17 protein-coding genes are annotated in these 16806 nt (G+C 50.2%); 2 read left to right on the forward strand and 15 right to left on the reverse strand.

What is annotated here, in order from left to right:
• Nucleotides 1–3 precede the first annotated feature (3 nt).
• Entirely contained in the window at nucleotides 4–1377 is a 1374-nt protein-coding gene (locus HII30_RS03445) for a class I SAM-dependent rRNA methyltransferase (RefSeq protein ID WP_169503699.1), read from the reverse strand.
• A 114-nt stretch (nucleotides 1378–1491) separates the two neighbouring features.
• On the opposite strand from HII30_RS03445, the gene HII30_RS03450 reads away from it, so the two are divergent.
• Nucleotides 1492–2469 (forward strand): Na/Pi cotransporter family protein, encoded by a 978-nt coding sequence (locus tag HII30_RS03450; RefSeq protein WP_169503529.1) that lies wholly within the window; start codon nucleotides 1492–1494, stop codon nucleotides 2467–2469.
• On the opposite strand, the gene HII30_RS03455 is transcribed toward HII30_RS03450, so the two are convergent.
• The 7 genes from HII30_RS03455 to HII30_RS03485 form a co-directional block, all read right to left on the reverse strand.
• Nucleotides 2460–2891: an NUDIX hydrolase gene (locus HII30_RS03455; RefSeq protein WP_169503530.1), complete on the reverse strand. Its 432-nt coding sequence runs from the start codon at nucleotides 2889–2891 to the stop codon at nucleotides 2460–2462. The two genes, HII30_RS03450 and HII30_RS03455, sit on opposite strands and share 10 nt — an antisense overlap.
• Nucleotides 2892–2983: 92 nt before the next feature.
• Nucleotides 2984–4324, reverse strand: coding sequence for a tRNA (N(6)-L-threonylcarbamoyladenosine(37)-C(2))-methylthiotransferase MtaB (gene mtaB, locus HII30_RS03460; RefSeq protein ID WP_169503531.1), 1341 nt, complete (start codon nucleotides 4322–4324; stop codon nucleotides 2984–2986).
• 1 nt (nucleotide 4325) lies between these two features.
• Nucleotides 4326–5096 (reverse strand): 16S rRNA (uracil(1498)-N(3))-methyltransferase, encoded by a 771-nt coding sequence (locus HII30_RS03465; RefSeq protein WP_169503532.1) that lies wholly within the window; start codon nucleotides 5094–5096, stop codon nucleotides 4326–4328.
• A 104-nt stretch (nucleotides 5097–5200) separates the two neighbouring features.
• A complete protein-coding gene (locus tag HII30_RS03470) occupies nucleotides 5201–5884 on the reverse strand; it encodes a site-2 protease family protein (protein WP_169503533.1) in 684 nt (227 codons plus the stop codon).
• Between the two features lie 3 nt (nucleotides 5885–5887).
• Nucleotides 5888–6868, reverse strand: coding sequence for a 50S ribosomal protein L11 methyltransferase (prmA, locus tag HII30_RS03475; RefSeq protein WP_169503534.1), 981 nt, complete (start codon nucleotides 6866–6868; stop codon nucleotides 5888–5890).
• 541 nt (nucleotides 6869–7409) lie between these two features.
• Nucleotides 7410–7610, reverse strand: a complete 201-nt coding sequence (locus HII30_RS03480; protein WP_169503535.1) for a YfhD family protein — start codon at nucleotides 7608–7610, stop codon at nucleotides 7410–7412.
• A 46-nt stretch (nucleotides 7611–7656) separates the two neighbouring features.
• Nucleotides 7657–8028, reverse strand: a complete 372-nt coding sequence (locus HII30_RS03485) for a hypothetical protein (protein ID WP_169503536.1) — start codon at nucleotides 8026–8028, stop codon at nucleotides 7657–7659.
• A gap of 215 nt (nucleotides 8029–8243) precedes the next feature.
• Between HII30_RS03485 and HII30_RS03490 the strand changes: the two genes are divergently transcribed.
• Nucleotides 8244–8441: a hypothetical protein gene (locus HII30_RS03490; RefSeq protein ID WP_169503537.1), complete on the forward strand. Its 198-nt coding sequence runs from the start codon at nucleotides 8244–8246 to the stop codon at nucleotides 8439–8441.
• Between the two features lie 86 nt (nucleotides 8442–8527).
• Here HII30_RS03490 and dnaJ read toward each other — a convergent pair whose 3' ends face one another.
• The 7 genes from dnaJ to hemW all read right to left on the reverse strand — a co-directional run bounded on the left by dnaJ (nucleotide 8528) and on the right by hemW (nucleotide 16788).
• The gene (dnaJ, locus tag HII30_RS03495; RefSeq protein ID WP_169503538.1) at nucleotides 8528–9649 is read right to left on the reverse strand and encodes a molecular chaperone DnaJ; all 1122 of its coding nucleotides are present in this window, start codon (nucleotides 9647–9649) and stop codon (nucleotides 8528–8530) included.
• Nucleotides 9650–9745: 96 nt separating this feature from the next.
• Nucleotides 9746–11587 (reverse strand): molecular chaperone DnaK, encoded by a 1842-nt coding sequence (gene dnaK / locus HII30_RS03500; protein WP_169503539.1) that lies wholly within the window; start codon nucleotides 11585–11587, stop codon nucleotides 9746–9748.
• 104 nt (nucleotides 11588–11691) lie between these two features.
• The gene (gene grpE / locus HII30_RS03505) at nucleotides 11692–12285 is read right to left on the reverse strand and encodes a nucleotide exchange factor GrpE (protein WP_169503541.1); all 594 of its coding nucleotides are present in this window, start codon (nucleotides 12283–12285) and stop codon (nucleotides 11692–11694) included.
• 52 nt (nucleotides 12286–12337) lie between these two features.
• Entirely contained in the window at nucleotides 12338–13885 is a 1548-nt protein-coding gene (locus tag HII30_RS03510) for a TCP-1/cpn60 chaperonin family protein (protein WP_169503543.1), read from the reverse strand.
• Nucleotides 13886–13900: 15 nt separating this feature from the next.
• Nucleotides 13901–14935, reverse strand: coding sequence for a heat-inducible transcriptional repressor HrcA (hrcA, locus tag HII30_RS03515; RefSeq protein ID WP_169503545.1), 1035 nt, complete (start codon nucleotides 14933–14935; stop codon nucleotides 13901–13903).
• Between the two features lie 135 nt (nucleotides 14936–15070).
• Entirely contained in the window at nucleotides 15071–15532 is a 462-nt protein-coding gene (locus tag HII30_RS03520; RefSeq protein ID WP_169503547.1) for an N-acetyltransferase, read from the reverse strand.
• Nucleotides 15533–15609: 77 nt separating this feature from the next.
• A complete protein-coding gene (gene hemW / locus HII30_RS03525) occupies nucleotides 15610–16788 on the reverse strand; it encodes a radical SAM family heme chaperone HemW (protein WP_169503549.1) in 1179 nt (392 codons plus the stop codon).
• Between the last annotated feature and the right edge of the window lie 18 nt (nucleotides 16789–16806).

Below are 16806 nucleotides of genomic sequence, written 5' to 3' on the forward strand. Positions count from 1 at the left end.
GTATTACAAATTGGATTTGCTTCGCACCTCAAACACAGCGAATTTCAGATAATGCCCCTCTTCCACACCCAGAATCTGAGGATGATCTTTACCCGCTGCGCGCCACTCTACCAGCCGCAGCACCTTGCCGGCATCCTGTGCTGCTTCACGGATGGTATCCAGGAACAGCTCCGGTTTCATATGATAGGAGCAGCTCGCGGTGACCAGATACCCGCCTTCATTGACGAGCTTCATGCCGTGTAGATTGATATCCTTGTACCCTCTGCAGGCTCCTTTGACAGCACCTCTCGTTTTGGCAAAGGCGGGCGGATCCAAGATGACCACATCCCATGTTCGTCCTCCTCCGGCTGTCAACGGCTTGGACGTATCAACCTTGCTATCGCCCTTGGCACGCTCCTGCCGTTCCTCGGTGCCTTTAACCTGATTGCGCAAATATTGAAACGCATCATCGACTACAAACTCTACCCTATCCTGAAAGCCGTTCAGCTCCACGTTTTCCCGCGCACTTTGGATCGCATGTTCGGAAATATCCAGGCAGGTGACCTTTTTAGCACCGTATTTGCACGCATTGAGCGTAAAGCTTCCGGTATGTGAGAAGCACTCCAGCACGGTTGCGCCATCCCAGTATGGGAACGTGACTTCCTTGCCGCTCTTGTTGACGGGCACACGCCGCTTGATTCCGTCTTGTTCCTGTTCCTGCAGCGAAATCCCGCTCCGCTCACCCCAGCCTGTCATCAGCGGCTGAATGGATGCACGGTTCTCCCGCTGATCAAAGAAATAGCCGGTCTTCTGGCCTTCCTCAATATCCACCTTGATCTCAAGCCCGTTCTCTAACACCGTGACATGACGAGGACAGTTACCATACAGCACGCCCTTGCGCTGCTCCAGCCCTTCCAGTTCACGGACCGATACATCGCTTCGCTCGTAAATCCCTTCCGGCTGTATGACTTCCACCAGCGCCTGTGTTATTTGCTCACGGCAGCGGTCCATGCCCAATGTAAGCAGCTGAACGACGAGAATACGGTCAAACCGATCTACGATTAAGCCCGGAAGAAAGTCGGCCTCCCCGTAAACAAGCCTGTACGCCTTGTCATCTTTCAAGAAACGTTCCCGGTGTCTCAAACAATCTCTAAAGCGGTTGGCAAAAAAACCGGTATCCATCTTCTCCAGCGGCTCATAAGACATAACCCTTACTGTTATCTGGGAATTATGATTGTAATATCCGCATGCCAGAAAACGTCCTTGATGGTTCAGCACCTGAACCAGATCCCCGGAGGCCGGTTCTCCTTCCACAGAAGCTATTTCACTTTTGAATATCCAGGGATGCCCCTGCTCCAATCTTTTTTTTCGGTTCCGATCCAAAATGACCGATGGCATCATAGTCTTCACTCCCTGATTTTTATCTCCACAGACCGGACAAACCCTGCATGTCTGTCTGCGGTGATTCATATATGTAATTACCAATGACTTTTTTGCGATAAGGAGAATTACATGCTGCAATCCCTGTGGTTCCCTGTTTTGTACGGTCTCGTCCTGTTTCTTCTGGGCATGAAAATTATGGAGAGCGCCCTGCAGCGCTGGGCAGGTCCCATGCTGCATCAATGGCTGAACAGAGCAACTTCCACGCCCTTAAAAGGGATGCTGACCAGCACGGTTCTTACAGCTGTGCTCCAGAGCAGCTCGGCCGTTACTGTGCTGACCATCGGATTTGCCAACGCGGGCCTGCTGGGCCAAGCAGGTACGCTTGGCATCATATTGGGCACGAATATCGGCACAACCCTGACGACCGAGCTCATCAGTCTCCAGATCGGAGCCGCTGCTTTTCCGCTGCTGCTGCTGTCACTCTTTCTATGGGCTGCAGCGGTCATTGCAGGCGAAATGACATGGTCCATGCGTTCGGCGGTGTTGATCACCCGGCTGGAAAAAACACAGTATCTTACCCTGGCTGTCGCCGGCTTCGCCCTCGTGCTGCTGGGCATCAAAATCATGCAGTCCATCGGCCCTCCCCTGCAGGAACTCGGCATATTTCAATGGTTTCTGGAACATGCCGGACGGAGCATGATCTGGGGAATCATCGCCGGCGCTGCCCTGACGGCTTTGATGCACAGCAGCGCTGCGGTCATCGCCATGACCATGAGTCTCGCGCTGAGCGGATCCCTGCCTCCCGTGCTGGGAGTTGCTATTGTTCTGGGCTCGAATGTCGGCACATGTGTCACTGCTTTGATGGCTGCAGCCGGAAGCGGTCCGGCCGGTCGATTTGTCGCCTGGTCTCATCTTGCGCTTAATATCGGCGGCGTACTGCTGTTCGCTCCGCTGCTAAATGTTCTGACAGAGGTATCTGGAGCTCTCGCTGCCGATCCGGGAGGTCAGATTGCCCACGCTCAGACGATATTTAATGTCGTATGTTCTCTGCTGGCTCTGCCGCTGTGCTATCTTCCATTTTGGAAAAAATCACAGAACTATACGTGAATATCTAATAAGGATAAGGCCTGTTTGAGGATCGCATCATTGTTACTGTAGCCGCTCGACTGCTGTTTTTTCCAGGCTTGAAGCGGCTCAAACCAATCCACTCCATTGATTTCCTCTACCTGCGGCTTCAACGTACCCTCTTTGGCCTCCACAAGATAATAGTGAACTTCTTTATCTACGGCGCCATATTGAGGATGATTATACGTATAGGCGATGATATCCACCGGTGCTACGATAACACCCGTAATGCCGGTTTCCTCCCAAATTTCGCGAAGCGCGGTCTGCTCCACCGTCTCTCCGGCTTCCATTTTTCCTTTTGCGAGGGAGGTCTTGCCGTAGCGATCCTGAATGAGCTGGATTTGAAGGTTTCCCTCCTTGCTGCGGTACACAACGCCCCCTGCGGAAATCTCTTTCCGGTTCATATTGAATTTCCCTCCTTTATGTGCAACAAGGATTTCCTTCTCCGCTGCTTGCGAAAAAGGAAATCCTTGTATGGTTGACCTGCGCTCCTGAATTAAAGAGCGGCAGCCAATCCGTTTTCCATCACGCTGATCACTTCACCCTGGCATTCATTTACACCGGCTGCGGTAATTTTCACACGGCAAACCTGGCCTTCAAGCTCAGGACCTCCGTCAAAAACAACCTGCAGGTAATTGTCGCTGTAGCCCTGCATTTTGCCGCCCGCTGGTGAGCCTTTGTATTCCCGTTCCGGAATTACGTCAACTTCCCTGCCCACGAACTGCTGGGCATACGCAAGCTGCAGCTGTTCTGAAAGGTCAATCAGCTCGTGAACACGTGCATTCTTCACTTCATCGTCAACCTGGTCTTCCATGCGCGCAGCCGGTGTACCGGTCCGCTTGGAATAAGGGAAGACATGCATTTCCGAGAATCCGATTTCTTTCATCAATTCATAACCGTTTTGGAACATCTCATCACTTTCTCCTGGGAACCCGACAATAACGTCAGTTGTAATCGCCAGATCCGGCATCGCTTCACGAATCAGCTTCATTTTGGTCAAGAATTCTTCGGTCGTGTACTTCCGTCTCATGCGCTTCAGCACGGTATCATCCCCCGCCTGGAGCGGGATATGAAGATGCCGGCACATTTTGGAGGAATGCTTCAGCACGTTCAGCATGGCCTCGTCAATCTGGCTGGCTTCGATCGAACTGATCCGAATTCTTTCCAGCCCCTCTACCTTGTCCAGATCCCACAACAGATCGGATAAACGGTAGTTCTCCAGATCATCTCCGTAGCCGCCGGTATGGATGCCGGTCAGCACAATTTCCTTGTAGCCTGCCGCAACCAGCTGATTGGCTTGGCGGAGGATACTCTGAGGATCCCGGCTACGGGAAAGGCCGCGGGACCAAGGAATGATACAAAATGTGCAAAAGTTGTTGCAGCCGTCCTGAATTTTCAGGAACGCACGGGTACGATCGGCAAAATCAGGCACGTCCATCTCTTCAAATGCCCGGGTCTTCATGATGTTTCGAACCGCATTTATCGGCTGGCGTGTCTGTTCAATCTCATGGACGAACTCCATGATTTTATCACGGTCCTGGTTGCCGACAACCAGATCTACACCGGGAATATCGAGGATTTCCGCAGGTGAAGTCTGTGCATAACAGCCTGTTACGGCCACGATGGCGTCTGGGTTACGGCGCACGGCACGGCGAATCATCTGCCGGCTTTTTTTATCCCCTGTATTGGTCACATGACAAGTATTGATCAAATAAACGTCAGCGGTTTGTTCGAAATCCACCTGTTCGTAGCCTTCATTTTTGAAAAGCTGCCAGATGGCTTCGGTATCGTAAAAATTGACTTTGCAACCCAACGTATAAAACGCTACGGATGGCATATCAAACTCCCCCCATTTCTCCAAATTCATACAGCGCACAGGCCAGTGCGGTCATGCCCGCTGTCTCACACCGCAGAATGCGGCGTCCCAGACCCACAGATACCGCTCCGGCAACTTCAGCTTCACGGCACTCTTCTTCCGTAAAACCGCCCTCCGGACCGACAATCAGGAGCAGTGAGGCAGACGCCTCCTCTGGTGTCAGCTTCTGCGCTGCAAAAGGCTTCAGCACGTCTCTCAGCTGAGAACCGTCCTCTTTCTCGTAACAAAAACATACCAGGTCATATTCAGAAAAGGTGCTCAGCAGCTTCTTCCAGCCCAGGGGCTGCTCCACCTCAGGTACAACATTCCGGTGAGACTGCTCTGCCGCTTCCTTTACAATTTTACGCCAGCGCTCCAGTCGTTTCTGCTCCTTCTTCGCATCATACTGGACAATCGTCCGGTCTGATAGAAATGGAACAAATGAAACGGCCCCGATCTCGGTGCACTTCTGGATGACAAGCTCCATTTTATCACCTTTGGGCAGGCTTTGGGCGACTGTTACTTTGAGCAGTGGCTCGTGTGTCATCTCCATCATCTCTAGGATGCCGGCGGTAACGCCTTCAGGACCTATCTTTTGAATTTCAACAAGTGCTTCCCGTGATACCCCGTCGCTAACGATGAAGGTATCTCCCGGCTTGCCCCGCATCACTTTTGTAATATGTCTGGCATCTTCACCCGTGACGCTGACGTTCTGATTAGAAAACTGTCCGGGCGAAACAAAATATCGCTGCATAGTGTACCTACCTTTGTTCTGCCTCATCAAACATGTCAAAATTGCCAAACTACATCATACCTCTTTTAGGCTTCCATGACCAGTGTAATCTCTGGCAGGGCGGCCTAACCCCCGAACAGGGAAGTGAACATATTCAGGAAAAATACGGAAAAACTATAAGCGGTCTCATACATCGGCCGGATCGTATATTTCTGAAACCCGGGAATCAGAATGATTAATAAAAAGATCAGAATCGACCACTGCTCGAACCGCTGCATCTTCGCAGCAATTCTGCGGGGTGCCAGTTCTTCAACAATCCGGTAGCCGTCCAGCGGCGGCAGCGGAATCAGGTTAAACAAGAACAGGAAAAAGTTCAGTACGATAAACGTATCAAAAAAGATATGAACAGCATCCACAGCACGATCATTGCTCATCGCACTTAATGCACCAAACTCATATAACGCTGCATAGATCAGGCAGCCGACAAACGCCAGCAATAAATTGCTCAGCGGACCCGCTGCAGAGACAATAATACTGTCTCGGCGGGGGTTTGAAAAGTTCGCACGGTTGACGGGTACAGGTCTTGCCCAGCCAAACCCGGCGATCAGCAGTAAAATAATGCCCAGCAGATCGAAATGCACAGCCGGGTTGAGCGTGACTCTTCCCAGCAGCTTGGCGGTAGGATCTCCGAATTTATTTGCAAAGTAGGCGTGTGAGAATTCATGCAGTGTAAAAGCGATAATCAGCGTAATCAGGAAAAAAGGCAGCCGCTCGATGGGATAAAATAATATCTGGTCCAAAAATTCCATGGCCTACCTCTTTCTCGCGACGAACGCTACCCAGTCATCTTCGCGGGCCACGTCCGCAATTTCAAAACCGGCCGCTGTAAGCGCCTGTTCTACGATCTCGACCTTGTTTTTGTAAATGCCTGAAGCGATATAGACGCCTCCCGGCTTCAGCGCTGCGTATACATCATCTACAAACAGCAGAATGACTTCAGCCAAAATGTTGGCCACGACCACCTGCACAGGAAGGGTAACGCCAAGCGGCTGCCCCGATTCCCCGCCGTTTTTCAATACAGACAGCAGGTCGCTTTCGACCACAGTAATCTGGTTATCCATTCCATTAAGCCGAGCATTCTCTTTTGCACTGGAAACCGCCACTGGATCCAGATCCAGAGCGAGTACACTGGCAGCCCCGAGATGCACCGCACCGATGGACAATATGCCGGAACCCGTCCCGACATCAATCACTTCTTCGCCGCCGGAGATCACACCCTCCAGGGTTCGCAGACAGAGTGCAGTGGTGGGATGAGCTCCTGTGCCAAAAGCCATGCCGGGATCCAGTTCAATAATGCGCTCATGCTGTGACTGGACCGTGTAATCCTCCCAGGTCGGTTTGATCGTCAAGCGTTCCGAAACCCTTATGGGTTTGAAATACTGCTTCCAGGCTGTAGCCCATTCTTCCTCATCCACCGTTCTCTGCTCATAAGTAACGTCCCCGGCTCGTATGCCGAAATCTGCAAGCTCCTGAACCCGAGGAGATATTTCGTTCTGGATGCTGTCCAGATTCATCTCTTCAGAAAAGTAACCCTTAATGACAGCTTGTCCCTCCGGAATATTATTAAACGGTATAATTTCGTCATACCATTGACCTAATGAAGTATCTCTTTTCTTCTTCGTAATTGCGGATTCCTCTATGGATACTCCGCCGGCTCCCGCCTCGTGCATAAAGTTTGAAATCATCTCCACGGCTTCCTCCGTGGTATGTATCGTCAATTCGTGCCATAACATATTGAACGTGATCCTCCTCATTTTTACATACGTTATATTGTACTATACAGAGGACCCTTCGCACAAAATTTATAAGCAGCTGGGTGGGCATTTGTAAGGCTGTTTAGGTAACTGCTCATGAAGTCGCTGCCGCTCTGATCCGGGAGGGATTGCTTTTCTATTAGCGCGGCGGGCAGCCGCAGCATTCAGCATTCTGGAATAAGATTGTTTTCCAATCTTATTTTTGTGAAAATAGAGCTCACTTCCTGATTAAGATTGATTTCCAGGCTTATTTTTCAACTTCACCCCGATTTCGCGACTACCCGGAGACTTTCCACTAGGTTTAAGACTGATTTTCAAGCTTAAACCGCTGTATAGTAGGAAAAATGAGGAAATAAGCTTGTTTTTCAAGCTTATTCACCAGCGCGTGGGTAGCGTCAAGTATTCTGTGAAGTGTAGTGGCGTGCAGCTAGCCTCCTCAGCAACACAAAAAAAGCTGCTCCGCAAGATCTGAAGATCCTTTGGAAACAGCTCAAGATTAAAAACGATATATCACCTCTCTTTACTGAGGGCCATTTTCGTGATTGTCGAACATTTCTCTCAACTGGCGCTTGTCGGCTGCTTCACTGCGGCGAAGAGCTTCCACATCGTCTGTGTCCGCTTCCAGTGCAGAAAATTCCACGTCCTCATTTTTCGCGGATTGGAGTGCGATCATTTTTTGTGTTTTATCGGCGATTCTGCCTCGTTTTACTCGACGCATCATAATCTTTTACACCTCCCTTTTTTCTCTGCTACTCACACATTCACATTTACATATAGCCTCCGGCCTGTTCGATGATCTTTACAGCCTGATCAGCCACTGTATCTTCCAGTACGACAGCAAGTATAATATCCCGCCCCTGCAGGCCGTCCGGCTCGCTGGCACTCATCCCACTCGCTCCCGGATCTGCTGCGCCTAAAATTCCGGCCGATATATTGCTGAGCGCTGCATTCTGGGTCATAGCGGTTAAACTGGTGATTTCCCCGCTCAGCGGATTCATCGGGTTATTTAAACCTCCGCCGGGATAGGCGCTGAACCGGTCAACCGATACGTCAATCACACGCAGTGCCTTAAGCTTGTCCGCTGCTTCATGAGCTTGTTCAGGCGTGTTAAAATACGCCAGAATACTTTTTTCTGTCATGTCTCTCACCTGCTTATCAGAACAAAATGTCGGAGCACAGATCTCGTCTCACATGCCGCATCAGAACCTTTTTTAGCATGTGTTGAAGGACCAAGGTTTATACTTTGCCAAAGCCCAGCTTGTTCGAAACGGGTTTAGCTGGATATGGAATTATTTGAATGTTATAATTTCCCATAACATAAATTTACTGCTGTGATAATTAAGGAGGATGAACCATGTTTACCTTAAAAAATTTCATGCTGGTTGTAATCAATCTGGTTGCAGAATTGTGGAGCGGTCCATTTCACAAATCGAGTTTCTACGATAAACGCACTCCTCGCGGAAATTCTACTGGTTACTTTACTTTTGTTACTGCTTCATTGTTCGTGACCATTGCACTTGCAGGTTATCTTTATTTACAATTCTACAAATAGCAAAAAAAAGAAGCGGCGATATCAGGTCTGCCCTGTACCGTCGCTTCTTAATATTTATCTACCCCAGACATGCATCTGGATCCTGCCTAATCCCCGCGGAATGCTCTCTTCACGCGGTCAAAAAAGGACTGCTCATTCTCATGTGTCTGCTCGCCGTCCATGGAGGCAAACTGGCGCAGTAAGTCTTTTTGTTCATCGCTCAGCTTGCTCGGTGTAACGACAACGACCTTCACATGCTGGTCACCCTGACCCATCCCGCGCAGACGCGGTACGCCTTTGCCTTTCAGGCGGAAGTACGTGCCTGTCTGGGTACCCGCAGGAATCTTCAGCTTGACTTTTTCTGTCAGGGTCGGGATTTCAATCTCATCTCCCAATGCAGCCTGAGCAAAAGTCAGCGGAATTTCACAGTAGATATCGTCACCTTCACGCTCGAAGAAATCATGCGGCTTCACGCGAATGACGATGTACAGATCTCCTGCCGGACCGCCGCGCAGACCGCCTTCGCCTTCTCCGCTCATGCGCAGCTGTGCTCCGTCGTCTACACCACCTGGTACACGAACATGGATCTTGCGCTGCTTTTTCACCTTGCCATTACCATGACATGTTCCGCACTTCTCTTTAATGATCGTGCCGGTACCATTACAGTTCGAACACGCACGGCGATTCACCATCCGCCCGAACGGTGTATTCTGCACAACCTCCTGCTGGCCGCTTCCATGACAGATGCCGCAGGTCTGAGGTTTCGTACCTGGCTTGGCGCCTGATCCCCCGCATGTATCACAAGACTCGGTTCTCGGAATGGTAATATCGGTTTCCTTGCCAAACACCGCTTCCTTAAACTCTACCGTCATTGTGTACTGCAGATCGTTACCGCGCTGCGGTGCATTCGGATCACGCCGGCCATTTCCACCGAAGAACATGTCGAATATATCTCCGAATCCGCCGCCAAAATCACCGGAGAATCCGCCTCCGCCCATACCCTGATTCGGGTCAACATGGCCGTATTGATCATAGCGCGCACGCTGCTGGCCGTTGCTCAGCACATCGTAAGCTTCTTTTACTTCCTTGAATTTGGTTTCCGCATCCTCGGCTTTGTTTACATCCGGATGATACTGCCGCGCCAGCTTTCGGTACGACTTCTTGATATCATCCTCCGAAGCATCCTTCGCCACGCCGAGCACTTCGTAATAATCTCTTTTATCAGCCACGGTTCCACCCCCATTCAATATATCTCTCGCTGGACAAAAGGAAAGTCAAAGTGCGGGACTCGCGCTTTGACTTTTCCCTGACTCAATTGATTCAGCTTAACCTTTGTTCTTGTCCTCGTCAACAACCTCGTAGTCAGCATCAACCACGTTATCTTTCTTCGCAGAACCTTCCTGGCCCTGTGCAGCTTCACCCTGCTCCGCTTGAGCTGCCTGCTCATACAGCTTGACAGACAGCTGCTGAACGATTTGTGTCAGCTCTTCAGTAGCTGCGTTGATTTCCTCTACATTCTCGGATTCCAGAGCTTTTTTCACTTTTTCCTTGGCTTCATTTGCATTGTCAATCTCGGAAGCATCGACCTTGTCACCCAGATCTTTCAGCGTTTTCTCGGTGGTGTACACAAGCTGATCTGCATTATTGCGGGCTTCGACAAGCTCTTTACGCTTCTTGTCTTCATCTGCATGCAGCTCGGCATCCTTCATCATTTGTTCTACTTCTTCATCACTCAGGCCGCTGGAAGAGGTAATGGTGATCTTCTGGCTCTTGCCTGTGCCTTTGTCCGTAGCAGAAACGTTAACAATACCGTTCGCATCGATGTCGAAGGACACTTCGATTTGAGGCACGCCGCGTGGTGCTGGTGGAATGTCTCCCAGCATGAAACGTCCCAGTGTTTTGTTGCCTGCAGCCATTTCACGCTCACCTTGAAGAACATGAATTTCAACGCTAGGCTGATTATCTGCATAGGTGGAGAACACCTGAGATTTGCTTGTCGGGATCGTGGTGTTGCGCTCGATCATTTTCGTAAATACGCCGCCAGCTGTCTCAATACCGAGGGACAGTGGAGTTACGTCCAGAAGAACGACGTCTTTCACATCACCGGTCAGGACACCTGCTTGAACAGCAGCACCCAGAGCTACGACTTCATCAGGATTCACGCCTTTATGAGGATCCTGCCCTGTCAGCTTCTTGATTGCTTCCTGTACAGCCGGAATACGGGTCGATCCGCCAACCAGAACGACTTTGTTGATATCACTTGCTGTCATGCCTGCATCTTTCAATGCTTGACGTGTAGGTGCAAGTGTACGTTCTACGAGAGAAGCCGAGATTTCTTCGAACTTCGCACGGGTGAGGTTGATCTCCAAGTGCTGCGGCACGCCGTCAGCCACGGTAATGAACGGAAGCGAGATAGATGTAGTCAGAACGCCGGATAGTTCTTTTTTCGCTTTTTCAGCAGCATCTTTCAGACGTTGTACTGCCCCTTTGTCTTTGCTCAGATCAATGCCCTGCTCTTTCTTGAACTCAGCTACCAGATAGTCGATGATAACTTGGTCGAAATCGTCACCGCCGAGCTTGTTATCTCCGCTGGTTGCTTTAACTTCGAAGAAGCCGTCGCCCAGTTCCAGAATGGATACGTCAAACGTACCGCCGCCCAGGTCATATACCAGGATTGTTTGATCTTCGGATTTCTCCATACCGTATGCAAGAGCGGCTGCTGTTGGTTCATTGACAATACGCAGAACTTCCAGACCCGCAATTTTACCTGCATCTTTCGTTGCTTGACGCTGGCTGTCGTTGAAATAAGCTGGAACAGTAATAACCGCTTGAGTTACCGTTTGGCCGAGGTAAGCTTCGGCATCGGATTTCAGCTTTTGCAGAATGATAGCGGAAATTTCTTGAGGTGTAAATTCCTTGCCGTCAATGCTTTCCTTATGGTTGGTACCCATGTGACGTTTGATGGAGATGATCGTGCGGTCAGGGTTCGTGATTGCCTGGCGTTTCGCCGTGTCACCTACAATACGCTCTCCGTCTTTTTTGAAACCTACTACGGAAGGGGTTGTGCGTGCGCCCTCCGGATTTGGAATGACGACTGCTTCTCCGCCTTCCATTACTGCTACACAGGAGTTGGTTGTACCCAAGTCAATACCGATTACTTTACTCATGAAAAAAATCCTCCTTCATCATTTAACGCACGTCTAATGTGCGATTGATATCTATTTATGTGTTAGATTGAAGCCGGCTGGCGCGAAAAGCACTTCGCTAAAGCTTAGCTGCTTACCTTTACCATGGCCGGACGAAGTACCTTATCTTTCAGCATATACCCTTTTTGAACCTCTTCGACAACGATACCCTCTTCATGCTCATCGCTTTCCACCTGCATAATCGCCTGGTGAAATTCAGGGTTGAAAGGCTGGCCTACACTTTCCATCGCCTGAAGCCCTTCAGCATTTAGAACGCCTTCCAGCTGACGGAAAATCATATTGACCCCTTTTACCAGCGAGTCCGATTCAGGATCCACATTTGAAGCCGCAAGCGCACGTTCAAAGTTGTCGATCACCGGAATCAGTTCTGTGATCAGCTTGGAAGAAGCATATTTGGCCAGCTCTTCCTTTTCTTTCTGAGTCCGTCTGCGGAAGTTGTCAAAATCCGCCTGAGCACGCAGTGCGCGCTGCTGTGTTTCGGCAAGCTCCTCCTTCAGCGACTCTACTTCCTGATCCACAGCACCGCCAGCAGCACCCTCAATAGGTTCTGCAGACTCGGTCTCACTGTGACCCTGATTTTCCTGGTGCAGTGTTTCGTCCTGTGTATTATGTTCTTCTTGCATTTCTTCCTGAACGTTGGTTCCCTGTTCGTTATTCAAGATGAACTCCACCTCCTAATCATTATGTGTACGATTTGTATTCCTTATAGGATCAATCATCCGGGCCTGCAGCATCCCGCATCTTGATAACATGATGTATTCGCAGCACGGCCGCTGCGACTTCTCCCGCTGCACGAAGACCATGCAGCTTGACCGGTGCCGGATCCATAATGCCGCGCTCCTCATAATCCACCACGATGCCGGTATCACAGTCTATGCCCATCGAATCAGACCCTGTGACGATCTGTGCCGCCCGAACTTCTTCCATCTTCTCCAGCGGATTATACCCGGCATTCAGCAGAATCTGGGACATGGGACGCCGAAGGGCAGCAGATACGGCTTCAATTCCGAAAGCCTCCATCCCTTTTTGAGCTTCGCGGTAACGCTCCAGTTCATAAGAAACCGCAAGCTCGCTTGTCCCTCCTCCCGGCAGTACACCGCCGGCCGCGGCCGCCTGAAGAGCAGAGGCTGCATCGCCGGCGATTCTGGCCGCTTCACCGACGACCTCCGAGGTGCTTGCACCTACGATGACCGTGACGACCTTCACGCCCTGATCTCCCGCTGCAATACGGACACGCTCCAGCGTATCATCATACGAAGCCTTGGGAGTGTGTCCAAGCACAGATGCCAAAACATCACGGTCCTTATGCAGCGCTGCCCGTCGGACCGGAACAGCGCCAGTCATATCACATACACGCCTTAAATCGGCGCGGGATACTCTTGGCACCACGAGAATCCCGTGATCCAGACAGAACTGCTCGGCATCCGGGTGTGCTCCCTTCTCCAGCAGGATCACCTTGACACCTATTTCGGCGAGGCGTGTAAGATCTGAAGCAAATACCTGCCGTATGTCCATATACCGGGAAAAGCCGGCTTCTGTGCTTATCGCTTCCTCGTCAAGATCATCGGGTTCCAGACCATCCATCAGTACGAGAACCTTAGCATCCTCATATTGAAGCTGTTCTTTTGCAAATAAAGGTTTTTGCCGGAGCAAAATGCCTTCGAAAACTTCATTATCCGCCTTCTCCAGAGCGATGATACTGTCGGCCAGATGATATGACGGATCCCGAAGCCGCTGCAAACCTGAGCGGGATGCAGCCTCCATGACGAGGTTGACCACATCCCGCCGTTCCCTTCCGGCTACATAGGCAGTTCGCTCCAGAAGCGGATCATGCAGTCCGTCAATACTCCTTGATCGTTTAGAAAGCAGCTCCAGGGCCATATCGATGCCCTGTCTCATCCCCTCCACGACCTTGGACGCCGGTACGCCTTTGACAATCCGGTCCACACCCTCTTGAACCAGTGCACCCGCAAGCACCGTTGCGGTCGTCGTTCCATCGCCGATCTTCTGCTGCTGTGCCCTGGCGACCTGGATCAGCAAACGCGCTGCGGGATGAGTTACGTCCATCTTATCCAGTATGGTCACTCCATCGTTCGTTATAACGACTTCGCCTCGAGGTCCTACCAGCATGACGTCCAGTCCCTTGGGGCCCAGAGTTCCCTCAACGGCCGAGGTAACGGCACGCACGGCAGTGCTGTTATTTATCAATGTTGAATGACGTTCATCGCCGTCTCCATGAGACTGATTACTCTGACTCAAACCGCCACACTCCCTTTACTTGTACCAGTGTGAAAGCAACCGGGTCAAATCTCCTGATAATACGTTCAGTATGCCGATCACCCGGGCGTATTCCATACGGGTCGGCCCCAGAATCCCAATCGTGCCGATTGCTTTCCCGTCCGCCGAGTAGGTGGCTGTAATCAGACTGCAGTGTTCAAAAGCAGCATGATTGTTTTCAGTACCAATCCGTACCTGAATCCCGGAATCTCCGGAAGCCGGAGCCATCATTTTCATCAAAGTCGGTGTCTGCTCAAGCAGTTCAAAAATGTTCCTTACCTTGTCGACATCCCGAAATTCCGGCTGATTCAGCATGTTCGTCGTCCCGCTGAGATAGACTTTATGTTCCTGCTCACCGTTATCCAGCGACTCATCGAGCATCTTCATCAGTTGTTCATAATGGTCAATATGTCTCTGCATTTCCTGACCCAGCTCGGAGTACAGCCTGGACTTCAGCTTATACAGCGGAACATTGCTCAATTTGCTGTTCAGCAGGTTCACGACTTGCTCCATATCTTGAATGGATACCCCGGGAGGGATGGATACAGTCTTGTTCTCCACCTGTCCCGTACTCGTCACAATAATCGCAACCGCTGTACTTTCATTTAACGGAAGGAGTTGAAAATGACGCAGGGACGTATGAAAAACTTCCGGTCCCAAAAGGATGGAAGTATAGTTCGTCATTTGAGACAAAATACCGGAAGCATGCTGGATCATCTGTTCCATTGCATTCAGCTTCTCGGCAAAAAAAGTTTTCATCACCTTCAGCTCGGATGGGTTGAACAAAAACGATGACGTAAGATGATCCACATAATAGCGGTATCCTTTATGCGATGGAATACGGCCTGCTGAAGTATGCGGCTGTTCCAGAAACCCGAGCTCCTCCAGGTCTGCCATTTCATTGCGAATCGTCGCCGGACTGTATGCAACATCTCCGCGTTTGGATATGCTTCGTGAACCGACGGGCTCTGCCGAGCGGATATAGTCGTCGACGATGGCGTTTAGAATCATGCGCTGTCGATCTGTTAACATCTCGTTCCCTCCTTGCTGACTGAAGTTTTGTTTTGTCGTTAGCACTCATCAGCTTCGAGTGCTAACCGATATTACAAAAATACCAAACTGAGCTGAGCATTGTCAAGTCAGTTCGGTACTTCTACGCATGACTTTCTAATTCAATTTTTTCAAAACGGCGATCTCATCACATGCGTGCTGCTTGCTGCAATGAATGCAGTCCGTCCATACTTTTTCAGGGAAGATTTCTTTCTCCACAATTGAAAATCCGTTTTTGAGGAAAAAAGAAACTTCATATGTCAATGCCATGATCTTGGGAAGCTCGCGCTCCTTGGCTTCTTCAATCAGACGATCCACCAGCATGGAACCGATTCCCTGCCCTTTATGTCCTTCTGAAATACCAAGGGAACGGATCTCAACCAAGTCACTTCCGAGCTGGCATAAAGATCCGCATCCGATAACGTTTCCTTCCGATTCGGCAACTACAAACTCATTAATCTGTCTTTCCAGCACTTTTCTTGACCGCGGCAGCATGATCCCTTTCTCGGCATATCCCTGAATCATCTGGTACAGCGGCTCCACATCGTCCAGTGTGGCTTTTCTGCATACGGCTGACATTCTACCGTCTCTCCTTTACGCGCTCCGTCATATATGTATGAATAAATATACAACAGGACGTATACAAGTTCAATAGATTAATTCCCCGTTAAACTGCCGATAAACTCGCCAAACACGTCGTTTCCAAACAAAATCCCCTTCGAGCTCAGCTTATATCCCTCATCCGTCGTATCCAGCAAACCTGCATGAACCAGCTTCTCCAGCGGTGCAGCAAAGGTCTGATCCATGGAAGCTCCGAATTGCTGCTCAAATCGGGCACGCGATATGCCATCCAGCACGCGCAGACCGACCATCAGGAAATCCTCCATCGCCTCCTCACGCGGAATGTCCAGTGTATTCAGACGCGGCAGCCCTTGATTAACGGCTTCAATATACGGATTTACACCTTTCACATTGACATGCCGCTGGCGGCCGATGTAACCGTGAGCACCGGCTCCCAGGCCATAATAGTCCTCATTCAGCCAATACGCCATATTATGCCGGCTCTCGTACCCTGGTTTCGAAAAGTTGCTGATCTCATACTGCCGGTATCCGGCTTCTGACATTCGATTCATGAGCAAGAGGTACATATTCAGCTCGTCTTCCTCGTCTGGAAGCGGCAGCTGGTTTTTTTGGTACATCGTATGAAAGAGTGTATTCTCCTCCACCTTCAAGCTGTAAATGGAGTAGTGGGGAAGCCCTAGTTCAAGTGCTTTGGTCACACTTTCGGACAGCATGTCCACCGTTTGATTCGGCAAACCGAACATCAGGTCAATGGACATATTTTGAAAACCAGCCGCTCTCGCATTCTCCAAACTCCGATATACATCATCTGTATTATGAATACGTCCGATGCCGCTCAGCAGCTCATTCTGAAATGCCTGAACACCAAAGCTCACACGATTAACCCCGCCTTCCCTCATGACAGACAGTTTCTCGAGATCGGTTGTGCCGGGATTGGCCTCCATCGAAAACTCGATATTCTCATCCCAGTCCGGAAAATGCTTTCTCACTGAATTCAAAAAGAACTGCATTTCATCCGGCTTCAGTACAGTAGGTGTTCCTCCCCCTACAAAAATACTGGAAATACTTCCTGGCGGCTGGGCCTGTACTGTCATTTCCATCTCCCGGTCCAGTGCCCGCAAATAATCCATGACTGGCTGATCCTTCAGCACATAAGAATTGAAATCACAGTAAAAACATTTATTTGTACAAAACGGAATATGGATATACACCACCCGGGTGCGTTCATCCTTCTTCTGTTGAATGATATTCATTGATATAAAACCTCCCTG

Source organism: Paenibacillus lemnae (assembly GCF_012933385.1).
GTDB lineage: Bacteria > Bacillota > Bacilli > Paenibacillales > Paenibacillaceae > Paenibacillus_AQ > Paenibacillus_AQ lemnae.